General features: G+C 62.9%; 16 protein-coding genes. 9 read left to right on the forward strand and 7 right to left on the reverse strand.

Going from position 1 to position 14,408, the window contains the following annotated elements:
- Positions 1–5 precede the first annotated feature (5 nt).
- Both hisS and prfA read left to right on the forward strand, forming a co-directional pair.
- On the forward strand, positions 6–1,262 hold the full coding sequence (hisS, locus tag AC1RQ9_RS09005) for a histidine--tRNA ligase (protein ID WP_485986560.1): 1,257 nt from the start codon (positions 6–8) through the stop codon (positions 1,260–1,262).
- Between the two features lie 2 nt (positions 1,263–1,264).
- On the forward strand, positions 1,265–2,326 hold the full coding sequence (gene prfA / locus AC1RQ9_RS09010) for a peptide chain release factor 1 (protein ID WP_193732062.1): 1,062 nt from the start codon (positions 1,265–1,267) through the stop codon (positions 2,324–2,326).
- Between the two features lie 5 nt (positions 2,327–2,331).
- On the opposite strand, the gene AC1RQ9_RS09015 is transcribed toward prfA, so the two are convergent.
- Complete coding sequence (locus tag AC1RQ9_RS09015; protein WP_485986561.1) at positions 2,332–2,796, reverse strand: hypothetical protein; 465 nt, start codon at positions 2,794–2,796, stop codon at positions 2,332–2,334.
- A gap of 30 nt (positions 2,797–2,826) precedes the next feature.
- Here AC1RQ9_RS09015 and prmC point away from each other — a divergent pair, with 30 nt between their 5' ends.
- Positions 2,827–3,690, forward strand: coding sequence for a peptide chain release factor N(5)-glutamine methyltransferase (prmC, locus tag AC1RQ9_RS09020; protein ID WP_485986562.1), 864 nt, complete (start codon positions 2,827–2,829; stop codon positions 3,688–3,690).
- A 281-nt stretch (positions 3,691–3,971) separates the two neighbouring features.
- Positions 3,972–4,511: a DUF4167 domain-containing protein gene (locus AC1RQ9_RS09025; RefSeq protein ID WP_485986563.1), complete on the forward strand. Its 540-nt coding sequence runs from the start codon at positions 3,972–3,974 to the stop codon at positions 4,509–4,511.
- A gap of 197 nt (positions 4,512–4,708) precedes the next feature.
- On the opposite strand, the gene AC1RQ9_RS09030 is transcribed toward AC1RQ9_RS09025, so the two are convergent.
- Together AC1RQ9_RS09030 and AC1RQ9_RS09035 are read right to left on the reverse strand one after the other, a co-directional pair.
- Positions 4,709–4,966, reverse strand: coding sequence for a hypothetical protein (locus tag AC1RQ9_RS09030; RefSeq protein WP_193732065.1), 258 nt, complete (start codon positions 4,964–4,966; stop codon positions 4,709–4,711).
- 53 nt (positions 4,967–5,019) lie between these two features.
- Positions 5,020–6,285 (reverse strand): adenosylmethionine--8-amino-7-oxononanoate transaminase, encoded by a 1,266-nt coding sequence (locus AC1RQ9_RS09035; RefSeq protein ID WP_485986602.1) that lies wholly within the window; start codon positions 6,283–6,285, stop codon positions 5,020–5,022.
- A gap of 61 nt (positions 6,286–6,346) precedes the next feature.
- On the opposite strand from AC1RQ9_RS09035, the gene AC1RQ9_RS09040 reads away from it, so the two are divergent.
- The 3 genes from AC1RQ9_RS09040 to bioD are packed head-to-tail and all read left to right on the forward strand — an operon-like array spanning position 6,347 to position 9,614.
- Positions 6,347–7,540, forward strand: coding sequence for an aminotransferase class I/II-fold pyridoxal phosphate-dependent enzyme (locus AC1RQ9_RS09040; RefSeq protein ID WP_485986564.1), 1,194 nt, complete (start codon positions 6,347–6,349; stop codon positions 7,538–7,540).
- Positions 7,537–8,205 (forward strand): alpha/beta fold hydrolase, encoded by a 669-nt coding sequence (locus AC1RQ9_RS09045; protein ID WP_485986566.1) that lies wholly within the window; start codon positions 7,537–7,539, stop codon positions 8,203–8,205. Before AC1RQ9_RS09040 ends, AC1RQ9_RS09045 begins: the two co-directional genes overlap by 4 nt.
- Entirely contained in the window at positions 8,202–9,614 is a 1,413-nt protein-coding gene (bioD, locus tag AC1RQ9_RS09050) for a dethiobiotin synthase (protein WP_485986567.1), read from the forward strand. Before AC1RQ9_RS09045 ends, bioD begins: the two co-directional genes overlap by 4 nt.
- 85 nt (positions 9,615–9,699) lie before the next feature.
- Here bioD and lexA read toward each other — a convergent pair whose 3' ends face one another.
- Together lexA and AC1RQ9_RS09060 are read right to left on the reverse strand one after the other, a co-directional pair.
- Positions 9,700–10,368 (reverse strand): transcriptional repressor LexA, encoded by a 669-nt coding sequence (gene lexA / locus AC1RQ9_RS09055; RefSeq protein WP_485986568.1) that lies wholly within the window; start codon positions 10,366–10,368, stop codon positions 9,700–9,702.
- 118 nt (positions 10,369–10,486) lie between these two features.
- Entirely contained in the window at positions 10,487–11,695 is a 1,209-nt protein-coding gene (locus tag AC1RQ9_RS09060; RefSeq protein ID WP_485986569.1) for a molybdopterin molybdotransferase MoeA, read from the reverse strand.
- Positions 11,696–11,853: 158 nt separating this feature from the next.
- Here AC1RQ9_RS09060 and rpmG point away from each other — a divergent pair, with 158 nt between their 5' ends.
- Positions 11,854–12,021, forward strand: coding sequence for a 50S ribosomal protein L33 (rpmG, locus tag AC1RQ9_RS09065; RefSeq protein WP_003620129.1), 168 nt, complete (start codon positions 11,854–11,856; stop codon positions 12,019–12,021).
- 73 nt (positions 12,022–12,094) lie between these two features.
- On the opposite strand, the gene AC1RQ9_RS09070 is transcribed toward rpmG, so the two are convergent.
- Complete coding sequence (locus AC1RQ9_RS09070; protein WP_193732071.1) at positions 12,095–12,424, reverse strand: FtsB family cell division protein; 330 nt, start codon at positions 12,422–12,424, stop codon at positions 12,095–12,097.
- Positions 12,425–12,485: 61 nt separating this feature from the next.
- Positions 12,486–13,766 carry a phosphopyruvate hydratase gene (gene eno / locus AC1RQ9_RS09075; protein WP_193732072.1) on the reverse strand — a complete coding sequence of 427 codons (1,281 nt, stop codon included), beginning with the start codon at positions 13,764–13,766 and terminating at the stop codon, positions 12,486–12,488.
- A 137-nt stretch (positions 13,767–13,903) separates the two neighbouring features.
- Between eno and AC1RQ9_RS09080 the strand changes: the two genes are divergently transcribed.
- Positions 13,904–14,386, forward strand: a complete 483-nt coding sequence (locus AC1RQ9_RS09080; protein ID WP_485986571.1) for a DUF3429 domain-containing protein — start codon at positions 13,904–13,906, stop codon at positions 14,384–14,386.
- Positions 14,387–14,408: the final 22 nt, after the last annotated feature.

Below are 14,408 nucleotides of genomic sequence, written 5' to 3' on the forward strand. Positions count from 1 at the left end.
GCCTAGTGAGCAGCTTACAGCCCGTTCGTGGCACCCACGACCTGATCGGTGAGGACCGCAGGCGTTTTACCCATGTTGTCGAAACCGCCCGCCGCATTGTCGGTCTGTACGGGTTTGACGAATGGGCGACCCCGGTTTTTGAAGACACACGGGTCTTTTCACGCTCGCTGGGCGATACGTCCGATGTCGTGTCCAAGGAAATGTACACGTTCGAGGACCGGGGCGGCGAATCCCTGACCCTGCGCCCCGAGGGAACAGCCGCCATCTGCCGCGCGCTGGTCACCAACGGGCTGACGCAGTCCCTGCCGCAGAAGGTGTTCTATGCCGGGCCAATGTTCCGCTATGAACGCCCGCAGAAAGGACGTTACCGGCAGTTCCACCAGATTGGCGCGGAACTGCTGGGCGCCGCCGAGCCACTGGCCGATGCCGAAGTCATCGCCATGGGCCGCGACGTGCTGCAGGCGCTGGGCATTGCGCATGACGTGGTGCTTGAACTCAATACACTGGGTGACATGGCCAGCCGCGATGCGTGGCGGACCGCGCTGATCGCCTATTTCAGCGAACGCCGCGCCGAACTGTCCCCCGACAGCCAGGCCCGGCTGGAACGCAACCCGCTGCGTATCCTGGACAGCAAGGCCGCACAGGACCGCGCCCTGCTGGCCGATGCGCCGATGATCGCCGATTTCCTGACGCCGGACGCCCGGACATTCTGGGACGACCTGCGCCGGACACTGGATGTGATGGGCGTGAAATTCCGTGAAAACCCGCGTATCGTACGCGGGCTGGACTATTACGGGCATACCGCCTTTGAATTCGTGACCGAACGGCTTGGCGCGCAGGGTACCGTGCTGGCGGGTGGCCGCTATGACGGGCTTGTGGCCGAAATGGGTGGACCTGCCACGCCTGCCATTGGCTGGGCTGGAGGGATCGAGCGCCTGTCCATGCTACTGGAGGAAATCCCAGCGGAGCCGCGCCCTGTTGCCGTCATTCCCATGGGGGCGGATGCGCAGGCTGCGGCCATTACCGTATTGCAGGCGGTGCGCGGGGCAGGGGTGCGGGCGGAAACGTCCTATCGCGGCAACATGAAGCGCCGGATGGAACGCGCCAACCGCATGAACGCAACCCATGCCATCGTCATCGGCAGTGACGAGATTGCGCGCGGCGTGGTGCAGGTCAAGGATCTGGACAGCGGGCAGCAGACCGAGGTGCCGATGGATGGCGTGGCCGCCTTCCTTATGTCCGGAACACCCAAGAAGGCCTGACCGTGGCAAAGTTTGACGACCGTCTGGACCGTATCGTCGCCCGGTGCGAGGAATTGCAGGCCCTTCTGGCGGAAGGAATGTCGGGGGCTGATTTCAGCCAGGCTTCACGTGAATACGCGGAACTGGAACCGATCGTAACCCGCGTAAACGCCCTGCGTACGGCAGAGCAGGCTGAACACGACGCCAGCCAGATGCTGACCGATCCCGAACTGCGGGAACTGGCGGAAGCCGAACTGGACACCCTGCGTCGGCAGATCCCTGAATTACGCCATGATATCCGTCTGGCCATGCTGCCACGTGACGAGGCGGATGAGCGCAGCGCCATTCTGGAAATCCGGCCCGCTGCCGGTGGGGATGAGGCGGGGCTGTTCGCGGCCGAACTGTTTGGCGCCTATCAACGCTATGCCGACCAGCGTGGCTGGCGGTTCGAGGTGCTGGAATATGACCAGTCCGAACTCGGCGGCCTGCGTGAAGGGATCGCCAGTATTACCGGGCGGGGCGTATTTGCCCGGCTGAAATACGAATCCGGTGTGCACCGCGTGCAGCGCGTACCCGCAACCGAAAGCCAGGGCCGCATCCATACATCCACCGTGACAGTCGCCGTCCTGCCCGAAGCGGAAGAAGTGGATGTGGAAGTCAACGAGGGCGATCTGCGCATTGATGTCTATCGGGCATCAGGGGCAGGGGGGCAGCACGTCAACAAGACCGAAAGTGCGGTGCGCATCACCCATCTGCCCACCAATATCGTGGTGGCGATGCAGGAAGAAAAAAGCCAGCACAAGAACCGCGCCAAGGCGATGAAGATCCTGCGCGCGCGCCTGTATGAACGCAACCGTGCCGCAGCCCACGAAACCCGCGCCGCCGATCGCCGCGCGCAGGTTGGCACGGGCGACCGGTCGGAACGTATCCGGACCTACAACTTCCCGCAGGGACGCGTGACCGACCACCGCATCGGGCTGACACTGTACAAGATCGATCGGGTGATGGCGGGGGAATTCGATGAATTCGTCGATGCACTGACACAGGAAGAACAGGCCGCCCTTCTGGCGGCGGATGATAACTGACGGCCCTATGATGTCGGTGCGGCGCACAGGCTGCTGCGGCCGGGATGGCGTTCGACGACATCCGGGTCATCCGGGTCGGCCAGATAGAATTCGGTGAAATTGCGCGCGCCAAGGGCGACAAGGTGGTGGCCATCGGGTTCATGCAGCACGCCTTCGCCACTGACCTGGTGGATCTCGACCTTGCCCCCGGGGCGGCGGATCGTGATCTCACCACACAGGGCGTAACTGTGGTTCACGCGGCTGACTGCCGTTTCCACATGGGCAGTCTGGGTGGGATGATCATGGTCAAGGCGGAAGGTCGTGACCAGCTGCTCATCCACATACAGGCGCGAGGTTTCGGATATTTCACCATCACCGTACCCATCCTCGACCTCAAACGACCCGGCCAGCGCTGGCGTTACAAGGCAGGCGCACAGCATGGTGACGATCAGGGTCCGCACGGGGCGTAATGAAACAGCAGGCAGTTGCATGATGCCCCAGTATGCCGGAAATCAGCCGCGATGAAAGATGCCATGACACAGACGCCCACAAATTTGCGCCATCTTCTGTCCGACGCCACCAACCGCCTGCGCGCCGCAGGCATCGAATCCCCCCAGCGCGAGGCCCGGCTGCTGGCTGCCCATGCCACGGGCACCGATCTGGCGGGGCTGTTGCGTATTGATACCGTGCCACCAGCGGACCATGCCACGTTCCTGCAGATTTTGCAGCGTCGCCTGCATCATGAACCGATGGCCTATATCATCGGGCACACGGGTTTCTGGTCACTGGATCTGGCGGTGTCACCGGCAACCCTGATTCCGCGCGCCGATACGGAAACGCTGGTGGAAGCCGTGCTGGATCACCTGCCGGACCATAATGCCGCGCTGCGTGTGCTGGATATCGGGACAGGCACGGGTTGCCTGCTGCTGGCGGTACTGGCGGAATATCCGCAGGCCACGGGCATTGGCACCGACCTCAACCCCGCTGCCACACGCCTTGCCATGCGCAATGCCGCACGCAACGCTCTTTCGGCACGATGCGACATGCTGTGCTGCAACTGGGCCGATGGGGTCACGGGGCCATTCGACCTGATCCTGAGCAATCCGCCCTATATTCCCCATGCCGACCTGAACGGCCTCATGCCCGAAGTGGTGCGTCATGAACCCGCACGCGCGCTGGATGGCGGGACGGACGGGCTGGTCGCGTATCGCGCGCTGGCTGCGATTTTGCCCGGGCTGCTGGCGCCGGGCGGGATCGCGGTGCTGGAACTGGGCATAGGCCAGGACCACAGAGTGCCCGCCCTTATGCACGATGGAGGGCTGCAGGTACTGGAAGTCCGCCCTGATCTGGGGGGAATAGGGCGCGCGCTGGTGGTGAAAAAATAATTTGGCAGACTGAAACAGGCGGGATATAGTGCGATGGCGCAGGAAACACGAACTGCAACCCTATATGCTGTTCCGTTTCCGCGTGGGTGATCCCGATTGCAAAACAGAAAAGCTGGCGTGATGAACCGGAATGGTTCCGCCATGCGCAGGGATCCGCGTCCGGCGTCATACCGGACAACCACTATGGCAACAGACGGGACGGACAGACCGCCCCACGGTCCAGGGCAGCGCCAGCGACCGGCAACAGGAAAGTGCTGCGACAGCTTATGAACATGAAACGCATGCGAGGCCGTCACAATCGTTCGGGCGGCAGCAATGGCGGAAGCGTACGCCATAACAATGGCCAGATCCCGTTGAACCGCAACCATGTCTTCGACAGCAACGGGCCTGACCTGCGTGTGCGCGGTACGGCGCAGCAGCTGTTTGAAAAATACCTGCAGCTGGGCCGCGACGCCAGCAGTACGGGCGACCGCGTCATGGCGGAAGCCTATTTCCAGCATGCCGAACATTACTTCCGCATTCTCAACGCCATGACGCAGGCGGCACAGCAGAGCCAGCAGGAACGTCAGGAACGCATGGCCGCCCGTCAGCAGCGTCCCATTGACAACCGCCAGCCCATGGAAACCAGCGGCGCCGAGGAAGGGGCAGAACAGCCCGCCATCGCGCAGGCCCCGGAACCTGCGGAAACCGCCCCACAACCCACAGTGGCCAGCGAACCCGTACCCGCCCCGGCACCGCGCGCACCCCGTGCCCCACGGCGGAACAGCCGTACCAAGCCGCCGGTTGAAAAGAAGGAAGAACTGGAATCCACACCATCGTGAACCGGTATAGCCCCGTCCGGATCATCGGGCGGGGCTGATATACCGGTAATGCTGACCGGTATACGGTTCCGAAACGCTACACCTGATAAATGAATGCGCGCCTGCAGGTCGGGTAATATGGCCCGGCCATGCCACTACGGTGCAACGCCGTAAGATCCATGTGCCCACGTAAAACGGGGACTTTGTGGACACCGTCTTCAGGCGTGAGGATTGACCAGACGCCAGACCTTGCGCTTGCGTCCATCACTGACATCCGGGGCATCTTCTACCGTGACCAGCCCCTGATTACGCAGCGCCTGCAACGCCAGCCGGGCATGGTAGGTGCCCAGTTCAGGGAACAGGTCACCGATTTCACGCACTGAACGGGCTTTCCCGTCCGACAGGATCTTCAGTACGATCTGTCGCTTGCTGTCATGATTTGTCATGCGCCAGGATCGATGCTGAAAAAAAGTCATGGGCTTTCTATACCAGATCCGTCCCAAATGGCCTAGCGCCGATGCATCGCCTGCTACACCGGTTGCGCCAGAACGGCGCGGATGGCAGCGGTCAGTTTGCCCAGTTCGGACGTGGTTATGTTAAAAGCCGGCGTCAGATAGACGATATTACGGAAGGGCCGCACCCAGACCCCCTGCGCGATCAGGGCGGTCTTCAGCGCATTCATGTCACGTATGCGGTCCAGTTCCACCACACCGATCGCCCCCATGACGCGCACATCCACCACATGGGGCAGCCTGCGGCAGGGTTCCAGTTCGGTGCGCATCTGCCGGGCAATGCGCGCGACCCCGGCCAGGCAGTCTTCACGTTCAAACAGGTCCAGCGAGGCATTGGCGCAGGCACACGCCATGGCATTGGCCATGAAGGTCGGCCCGTGCATGAGCGCGTGCAGCGGATTATCCGACAGGAACGCATCAAACACAGGCGCGCGCGCCACGGTAGCAGCCAGCGCCATCGTACCCGCCGTCAAGGCCTTGGACAGCGTGATGATATCCGGCACGATCCCGGCCTGTTCACATGCGAACATGGTACCGGTGCGGCCAAACCCGGTGAATATTTCATCCAGTATCAGCAGGACGCCATGCCGGTCCGCCAGCATGCGCAGGTTGCGCAGCACATCGGGGAAATGGAACAGCATACCGCCCGCGCCCTGCACCAGTGGCTCGACAATAATCGCGGCAATACTGTCGCCTGATTGCGCCAGCAGTTCATCCAACGCCCGCACGCTGTCCGCATCCACTGGCAGGTCGGCAATGAAATGTTCGGGCAGCGCGCCCTGATACAGGGAATGCATGCCTTCTTCGGGGTCACAGACGGCCATGGTAGCCATCGTGTCGCCATGATAGCCACCACGGAAGGCCAGCAACCGTGTCCGGCCCGTCCGGCCACGGTTCAGCCAGTACTGGATGGCCATTTTCATCGCGACCTCGACCGCGACGGAACCGGAATCGGTAAAGAAAACCCGTTCCAGATCCCCCGGCAGCAGGGCAGCCAGACGGCTGGCCAGTGTCAGCGCAGGTTCATTGACCAGGCCGCCGAACATGACATGCGGCATGCATTCAAGCTGTGCGCTGACGGCGGCACGAATATGGGGATGGTTGTAGCCATGGCACGCTGTCCACCATGACGCGATGCCATCAATCAGTTCCGACCCGTCCGCCAGCGTGATGGTGCGTCCATGCGTGCTAACGGCGGGAAGGGGGGGCAGGGTGGTCTGCATCTGGGTATAGGGCAGCCAGACATGCTTCATGCCGCGTTCCAGCCATCGGGGTCCCTGCATGTGGCTACTCCATGATATTACGTGGGCGGGATTGACCGGGGCTGCGCGCTCCGGCAGGAGAATGCGCTTCATGGCCCGTTTTGATCCAATTTTCCAGACCGCGCTCGACCATATGGCGGATACGCACACCCGTCGCGTGCTGCGCCCCGTGCAGCATGTGGGGGCGGCCACTGTTATCCGTGACGGGCGCGAACTGGTCAATTTCTCATCCAATGACTATCTGGGCCTGTCCCACCATCCCGTGCTGCGTGCCCGCGCCGCCGAATGGCTGCAGCAGGACGGAACCGGGTCGGGGGCATCGCGCCTTGTGACCGGGACCAGCCCGCGCCACATGCAGGTCGAGGCACGACTGGCTGCATTCAAGGGAAGCGAGGCGGCCGTGATCCTGGCCAGCGGGTGGCAGGCCAATGCCTCCGTCCTTGCTGCCCTGCTGCGGCTGGCGGCAGGGCAGGGCGAGCCACCGCTGGTTTTCACCGACCGGCTGAACCATGCCAGTCTGCATCAGGGCTGCATGGCGGCCGGGGTGCGGCAGATCCGTTTCCGCCATAATGACCTTGGGCATCTGGACAGCCTGCTTGAACGCCACGCGGCTGACACGCGCGCCATGCGGGTGATCGTGACCGAAAGCGTGTTCAGCATGGATGGCGACCGTACCGATATTGCGCAGCTGGGCGCACTTGCCCGGCGGCATGGCGCCTTTACCTATGTTGATGAAGCCCACGCCACCGGCGTGCTTGGCCCGCAGGGACGCGGACTGTGCGCGGGACATGAAATTGATCTGGTCATGGGGACGTTCAGCAAGGCGCTGGGCGGTTTCGGGGCCTATGTGGCCGGGTCTCGGGTCCTGTGTGAGTGGCTGATGAACGCCTGTTCGGGATTCGTATTCACCACCGCGCCACCGCCTGCGGTACTGGGGGCGATGGATGCGGCGCTGGAACTGGTGCCCACGCTGGACGAAGCGCGGGCGCGACTGGCCCGCAATGCCGACCATATCCGCAGCGTGATCCAAGACTGCGGCCTGTCATCAGGACCGTCCGCCACCCAGATCATACCCATCCTGCTAGGGGAGGCCACAGACGCACTGGCATTCGCAGCCCGGCTGGAGGCCCACGGCATCCTTGCCACCGCCATCCGTCCCCCCACCGTGCCCCCAAATGGCAGCCGCATAAGGCTGGCGCTGAGTGCCGCCCATACCGACAGCATGGTTGACCAGCTGGCCCGCGCCATAACCCTTGCCGCCCGGGAGCGTGCATGACCATGGATGCCGCCTCCCTCCCGATTGCGCTGGTGCATGGCTGGGCCTTTGACCCGACATTCTGGGATGCAACCCGTACTGCCCTTGGTCCGGCGCGCACGACGTGCACCGATTTCGGCTTCTTCACCCCGCAATCCACGCTGGCGCTGCCACAGGTACCCTATATCGGGGTGGGACATTCACTGGGTGCGCTGTGGCTGCTGCGCCACCATGGTCCCCTGTGCCGGGGACTGGTACTGATAAACGGTTTCAGCCGGTTCGGGACGACTGCCGACTTTCCCCATGGCATTCCCCGCCGCGTGATTGAACGCATGCATACCGGCCTGATACGGGAACCCGAAGGGCTGCTGCACAGCTTTCGCCTGCGTGCCGGCATTGATACCCCGCTACCATCCCATATCGAACGCGCCCGGCTGGAGCAGGGACTGATGGCCCTGATGGACATGGATTGCAGGACCGACCTGCAACGGGTCACATGCCCGGTCCATGTCATTGCCGGGACGGACGACGCCATTGCGCCGCCCGCGCTGACCCGTGCCAGCTTTCCCCCTGGCGGCGGCATGGAAACCCAATGGATCGACGGGGGGCACCTTCTGCCGCTGACCCATACCGCAACCTGCGCCCACGCCATTATGGCCATGACCGGACGGATAACCGCACCATGACCCGCAAGGACCGCATCGCCGCCCGTTTTGACGCGGCACAGGGATATGAACAGGCCGCCCGCGTCCAACGCATTGCGGCGCGCGAACTGGCACACCGCATTGCCACCCATCATGCCCCCGGCGGCACGCCCGCCCGTATTCTGGAGATCGGCTGCGGCACAGGCTTCCTGACCCGTGAACTGCGTCGGCTGTTTCCGGCAGCCCATATCACCGCCACCGACATCGCCCCCACCATGCTGGACCGCACGGGACGGCAAATGGCCGATGATGACAGGCTGTCGCTGCACTGCATGGATGCCGAAGCCCCGGACGTGGAAGGCCCGTTTGACCTGATCTGTTCCAGCATGGCCATGCAGTGGTTTCCCCACCGGCCACGGACGCTGCGCATGCTGGGCGACCTGCTGGCACCGGGCGGACAGATGGCGCTTTCCACGCTGTGCGTGGGCAGTTTCCGGCAATGGCGGGACGCATATGCGCAGGCCGGGGTTGTGTGTCCCGTGCCGGATTATCCTGCCATCGAACAGCTACAGGCCGAATGGCCTGCCGGTGGCGCGGGAATGTGGCACGATACCGAGGTTGTCGATACACCGGCCACCCCACTGGCCTTCGTGCGGGAACTGCGCGCCATCGGGGCCACGCATACGGACCACGCGCCCGCCACGGGCGGTCAGTTGCGCCGTGTAATGACAGCAGCGGCTGGAACGGATGGACCGTTTACCGTGTCCTATCAGGTGGGCTATGGGCTGTTCCGCCGCGCGCTCTGGCCCGGCGTGTTCGTTACCGGCACGGATACGGACGTGGGCAAGACGGTGACATCCGCGACATTGGTAAAGGCATGGGACGCGGCTTACTGGAAACCGTTGCAGAGCGGGACGGATGACGCGCCATCTGATAGCATGGGCGTACGGCAGTTGGCGGGACTGGACCCGGCACGCCTTTACCCACCGGCCGCCACGTTCGGGGCATCGCTGTCGCCCGAGGACGCGGCCCATGTAGCCCATACCCGTATCGATCCCGCCATGATCACCCTGCCGCGCCATGTGGCCAGCAAGGGGCCGCTGGTGGTGGAAGGGGCAGGCGGCGTGTTTGTGCCGATTGCCGAAAATTACCTGATGATCGACCTCATGGCCCGGCTGGCCCTGCCGGTCGTGCTGGTGGCGCGCAGCCAGCTTGGCACGATCAACCATACGCTGCTCAGCCTTGCGGCATTGCGGGCGCGTGGGCTGCATGTCGCGGGCGTGATCCTGAACGGTCCACCCGAACCCCATGGCCGCAGCGCCATCGAACGCCATGGCCGGGTCCGCATACTGGCTGAATTCCCGACCATGACCCCCATGGGGCCGGATGCGGTGGCGCAACTGGCTACCCGCCTGCCCACATGGGAGCAGGTGGCACGGGATACGCCCTGAAGACCAATTCAGGAAAAACAGGACTGCCTGAAGCTTTTTTGGGAAAGCTTCACCGAAAACTTTTCACGGTCCGCAGGCGGGCTTTTCAGTAACGCCGGATCAGGCCCGCCAGCGTTCCCTGCACGCTGACACGCCCGGCAGGCAGCACGCGGGTTTCATAACGGCTGTTGGCAGGGATCAGCGCGATATCGCTGCCCTCGTGCCGCAGACGCTTCAGCGTGACTTCCATCCCATCGATCAGGGCCACGACAATCTGTCCGTCCGTTGCATGCATGCCTTCACGGATAATGACCATGTCACCGTCCATAATGCCCGCCTCCTGCATCGAATCCCCCGCGACTTCCAGCGCGTAATGACCGGCTTTGCCCAGCATGTCGGCCGGAACGGCGATGCGGGTGGTTTCCGGTGTAATGGCTTCAATGGGGTTACCGGCGGCAATCCGCCCCACAAAGGGTACATCCACCACCAGCATTTCGGGAGCGGGCAGACCGGGGACCGGGGCAGGTGAATCGGACGGAGCCGGCGCGGGCGGCACTTCGATATCAGGCAGGCGCAGGATTTCCAGCGCACGGGCGCGATGATGCCTGCGATGGAGGAAACCGCGTTCCTCCAGCGCAGAAATCAGGCGGTGAATACCGGATTTGGAGCGCAGGCCCAGCGCGTCCTTCATTTCATCAAAGGACGGGGAAAAACCCGTCCTGCGCAGGTGGCTGTCGATAAACAGCAAAAGTTCATGTTGTTTCTTCGTAAGCATGCCACATGTCCTTTTGCCGTTACCGGTGTCACCCGGACTGAAATATGATGGAACAAACCAAAAACCTGTTCCTGTGTTCTATATTGGTTCCCCATGCCGCGTCAACCGGCGTGAAGACCTATTCCAGAACGCGATCAATACGGATCATGTCGCACGGTTCCCCCGCCTTTGCCGCAGGGGCATGGGGTGCACGCAGAATCAGGGCACCGCTTTGCGCCAGCACGTGCAGCATGGCCGAATCCTGTATGGCGAAGGGGGTCGCCACCAGCCGCCCATCCGAATCATAACCAAGTTCCGCGCGCAGGTGATCCATGCGCCGGTCGTTTTCGGGCACGTCCGCCCCCAGTATCGCCCGTTCGGGCGGCACAATCGGGGTCGCCAGTCCCGCCATGCGGCGCAGGGCGGGCAGGATGAACACGACCGAACAGACAAACGCCGCCACCGGATTGCCCGGCAGGCCGACAAACGGCAGGCGGCCCAGATGCCCGTACATGAGAGGACGCCCCGGCCGCATGGCGATTTTCCAGAAATCGGTTTTCAGCCCGACCTGTTCCAGTCCGCGCCGCACAAGGTCATGGTTACCGACACTCGCGCCGCCTGCGGTCACCAGCATATCCACGCCATCAACCATGCGCTCCAGCGTGGCAAGGTCGGCCATGTCGTCACGCAACACCGGCAGCATGACCGGGTCCGCGCCCGCCGCGCGCAGCAGGGCGGCCAGCATGGGGGTGTTGGAATTGGCGATCTGTCCCGCCCCGATCCCGCTTCCGGGCAGCAGCAGTTCATCACCCGTCGCGGCAATGGCCACGCGCGGGCGGCGCGTCACCTGCACCCATGCATGATTGGCTGCGGCGGCAAGGCCGATATCACGCGCCGACAGCCTGCGCCCTGCGGGGATGATTTCCTGGCCTTCGGCAAAGTCCTGGCCCTTGCGCCGGATATAGGTGCCGGGGCGCACGGTGGTGGTCGTGGTGACAGATGTGCCGTCCGCCTGCGCATTTTCCTGTATTACGATGGCGTCCGCACCGGGGGGGACGACCGCGCCGGTGAATATGCGCACGCATTCACCCGATTCCACCGTGCCAGCGAAGGGATGACCCGCGGGCGCTGCGCCAATGCAGGTCAGGCGCGCGCCCTGTGCCGACAGGTCGGCCGTGCGCACGGCGTACCCATCCATGGATGAGACATCAGCCGGGGGATTGGACAGCCGGGCGATGACCGGGACCGCGCTGACGCGCCCACAGGCATCGGTCAGGGCCACGACCTCAGATGGCAGGGGAAACACCCCGTCCAGAATCCGTTCGCGCGCTTCCGAGACGCTCAACATCGTGCACTGCGCTCCTTTTTTACCCATTGTGTGCGAATTTAATCAGAAATATCGGCCAAAGCGCTTGACCTGCGCCTTGTGTATGCGCATTTTCCGCCCACTTGAACCACTGCTGTACCTGAATGTTCCAGCAGCGGCAAAGCAGTGCTGAGGATATCATGGCCAAGACCAACACCATCCAGATCAAACTCGTCTCCACGGCGGACACCGGCTACTTCTACGTGACCAAGAAGAACGCCCGCGCCCAGACCGGCAAGATGGAAATGCGCAAATACGACCCCGTCGCCCGCAAGCACGTGGCCTTCCGCGAAGCGAAGATCAAATAATCTTCCGCGCAAACGGATACAAAAAAACCCCGGTATTTTTTCCGGGGTTTTTTTGTGCCTGCCAGACGGGCGATCAATACAGGTGGTCGTGCTCCCCATAGGGAACGACGATTTCATCCTGCCGGGCCAGATTCTGCATGGAGCGCGCGCGTTCATCCAGCAGGTCGGTATCCAGCGCCCCTTCCTTCAGTCCGCGCACGCGGCGCAGCCAGACTTCCTGTTCCGCCGCGGCATCTTTCTGGGCGGATCGTGCTTCGTCCAGCAGGTGAAGCTGTGCGGCATAGCTGTGCAGCCCATGTTCACCCCGCATGACATTCCAGCCGAAATAGGCCGTAAGCCCGATGAACAGGGCAGGGGGGATGGTCGCCCCCAGCACGCGCTTCATGATCTTGCCCAGCTGCATCGTAACCCTTTCCCCGCCATATCCTGTTGCCGGACGGGATTACCCCGTCCGGCATGGGATGTCACCCGTTCTTCAGGATCGTGCGCCCGGCATAACGGGCGGCCGTGGCCAGTTCGTTCTCGATACGGATCAGCTGGTTGTATTTCGCCGTCCGGTCCGAACGCGAAAGCGACCCGGTCTTGATCTGCCCGCAATTGGTCGCCACCGCCAGATCGGCAATGGTGCTGTCTTCCGTCTCACCCGAACGGTGGCTCATCACCGCCGTGTAACCGGCATGCTGCGCCATCTGCACGGCTTCCAGCGTCTCGCTCAGCGTACCGATCTGGTTGACCTTGACCAGCAGGGAATTGGCGACGCCGGCCTTGATGCCACGACGCAGGCGGTCGGGATTGGTCACGAACAGGTCATCACCCACCAGCTGCAGCTTGTGGCCAAGATTGGCAGTCAGTTCGGCCCAGCCTTCCCAGTCATCTTCCGCCAGCCCATCCTCGATGGAGATGATGGGGTAGCGGGCGGAAAGATCGGCCAGGTAGGCGATCATGCCAGCGGCATCGAGGCTCTTGTCCTCGCCCTTCAGTTCATAACGCCCGTTCTTGTAAAACTCGGTCGCGGCGCAATCCAGTGCAAAGGTCACGTCGTCACCGGGGCGGTATCCTGCCGCCTCGACCGCGCGCATCATGAAGCCCAATGCCTCATCGGCCGATTTCAGCGCGGGCGCGAATCCACCTTCGTCACCGACATTGGTGTTGTAACCGGCACCCGACAGGCTTTTCTTCAACTGGGCAAAGATTTCCGACCCCATGCGGATCGCATCCGTCACCGTGGGCGCGCCCACGGGCTGGATCATGAATTCCTGAATGTCGATGGGGTTGTCGGCATGTTCGCCACCGTTGATGATGTTCATCATCGGCACGGGCAGGGTGCGGGCATACACGCCCCCGACATAGCGGTACAGCGGGGTCTGCAGTTCCTCGGCCGAAGCCTTGGCCACCGCCAGCGACACGCCCAGAATCGCGTTTGCCCCCAGGCGGGACTTGTTGGGTGTACCATCGAGGTCGATCATCGCCTCGTCAATGGCAACCTGGTCGGTCGATTCCACGCCCTGCAGGGCTTCAAGGATTTCATGCTCGACATGGCCCGCAGCCTTGAGCACACCCTTGCCGCCATAGCGTTTCGGGTCACCATCACGCAGTTCAACAGCTTCATGCGCGCCGGTGGACGCGCCTGAAGGAACCGCAGCCCGACCTTTTGCGCCGGATGCCAGTTCGACATCCACCTCGATGGTGGGATTGCCACGACTGTCGAGTATTTCGCGGGCGATGATATCGATAATGGCGCTCATGGTATCTGTTTCCTCAGATTTGACATTATGGGGATACGGCATACGACCGCATGCATATCCTGCCCACACGATAACAGATGCCGCGCATCATGCCAGAGTAGGCTATGCACAACATAATAAGATAGGAGAGACCCGCCGTGAAACGCCTGCCACTGCTTGCCATCATCACTGCGCTGGCAAGCCTGCTGCCACTGGTTGGCTGCACATGCGCGATCCTGTTCCTGACCCCCGACCATACGCCGCGCCTGCTGACGGCTGCTGTCGGGTACGGGGCGGTGATGCTGTCCTTCCTTGGCGCGGTCCACTGGGGGCTGGCGCTGGAACAGCCCGACATCATCCCCGCGGGCGGCACGCAGCGCCTGACCAACCTGCGTCTTGCCATGGGGGGGGGGCCTGCCTTCATCGGCTGGGTGGGGCTGTGTGCGGCAACGGTTCATGAACTGATCGGGCTGCTGATCCTGATTGTGGGATTTGCCGCCTCCGCCGTGGTGGAACGCATGGCGTGGCAACGCGGGGCCATGCCGCGCGGTTACATGACATTGCAGTGGTTTGTCATATGCCTGGCGGAACTGTGCTTTCTGGCCATACTCGCGGCCTGCATGGGCATGCGGCCGCATTGATATGCCGGCAGATCATAAAGAC

It is taken from the genome of Komagataeibacter ossonobensis (assembly GCF_057359305.1).

Excerpts from the sequence above, each read along its gene's own strand:
- AC1RQ9_RS09015 (WP_485986561.1), bottom strand. The coding sequence starts at position 2,796 with ATGCAACTGCCTGCTGTTTCATTACGCCCCGTGCGGACCCTGATCGTC.
- prmC (WP_485986562.1), top strand. The coding sequence starts at position 2,827 with ATGAAAGATGCCATGACACAGACGCCCACAAATTTGCGCCATCTTCTG.
- AC1RQ9_RS09025 (WP_485986563.1), top strand. The coding sequence starts at position 3,972 with ATGCGAGGCCGTCACAATCGTTCGGGCGGCAGCAATGGCGGAAGCGTA.
- AC1RQ9_RS09030 (WP_193732065.1), bottom strand. The coding sequence starts at position 4,966 with ATGACTTTTTTTCAGCATCGATCCTGGCGCATGACAAATCATGACAGC.
- AC1RQ9_RS09035 (WP_485986602.1), bottom strand. The coding sequence starts at position 6,285 with ATGCAGGGACCCCGATGGCTGGAACGCGGCATGAAGCATGTCTGGCTG.
- AC1RQ9_RS09040 (WP_485986564.1), top strand. The coding sequence starts at position 6,347 with ATGCGCTTCATGGCCCGTTTTGATCCAATTTTCCAGACCGCGCTCGAC.
- AC1RQ9_RS09045 (WP_485986566.1), top strand. The coding sequence starts at position 7,537 with ATGACCATGGATGCCGCCTCCCTCCCGATTGCGCTGGTGCATGGCTGG.
- bioD (WP_485986567.1), top strand. The coding sequence starts at position 8,202 with ATGACCCGCAAGGACCGCATCGCCGCCCGTTTTGACGCGGCACAGGGA.
- lexA (WP_485986568.1), bottom strand. The coding sequence starts at position 10,368 with ATGCTTACGAAGAAACAACATGAACTTTTGCTGTTTATCGACAGCCAC.
- AC1RQ9_RS09060 (WP_485986569.1), bottom strand. The coding sequence starts at position 11,695 with ATGTTGAGCGTCTCGGAAGCGCGCGAACGGATTCTGGACGGGGTGTTT.
- rpmG (WP_003620129.1), top strand. The coding sequence starts at position 11,854 with ATGGCCAAGACCAACACCATCCAGATCAAACTCGTCTCCACGGCGGAC.
- AC1RQ9_RS09070 (WP_193732071.1), bottom strand. The coding sequence starts at position 12,424 with ATGCAGCTGGGCAAGATCATGAAGCGCGTGCTGGGGGCGACCATCCCC.
- eno (WP_193732072.1), bottom strand. The coding sequence starts at position 13,766 with ATGAGCGCCATTATCGATATCATCGCCCGCGAAATACTCGACAGTCGT.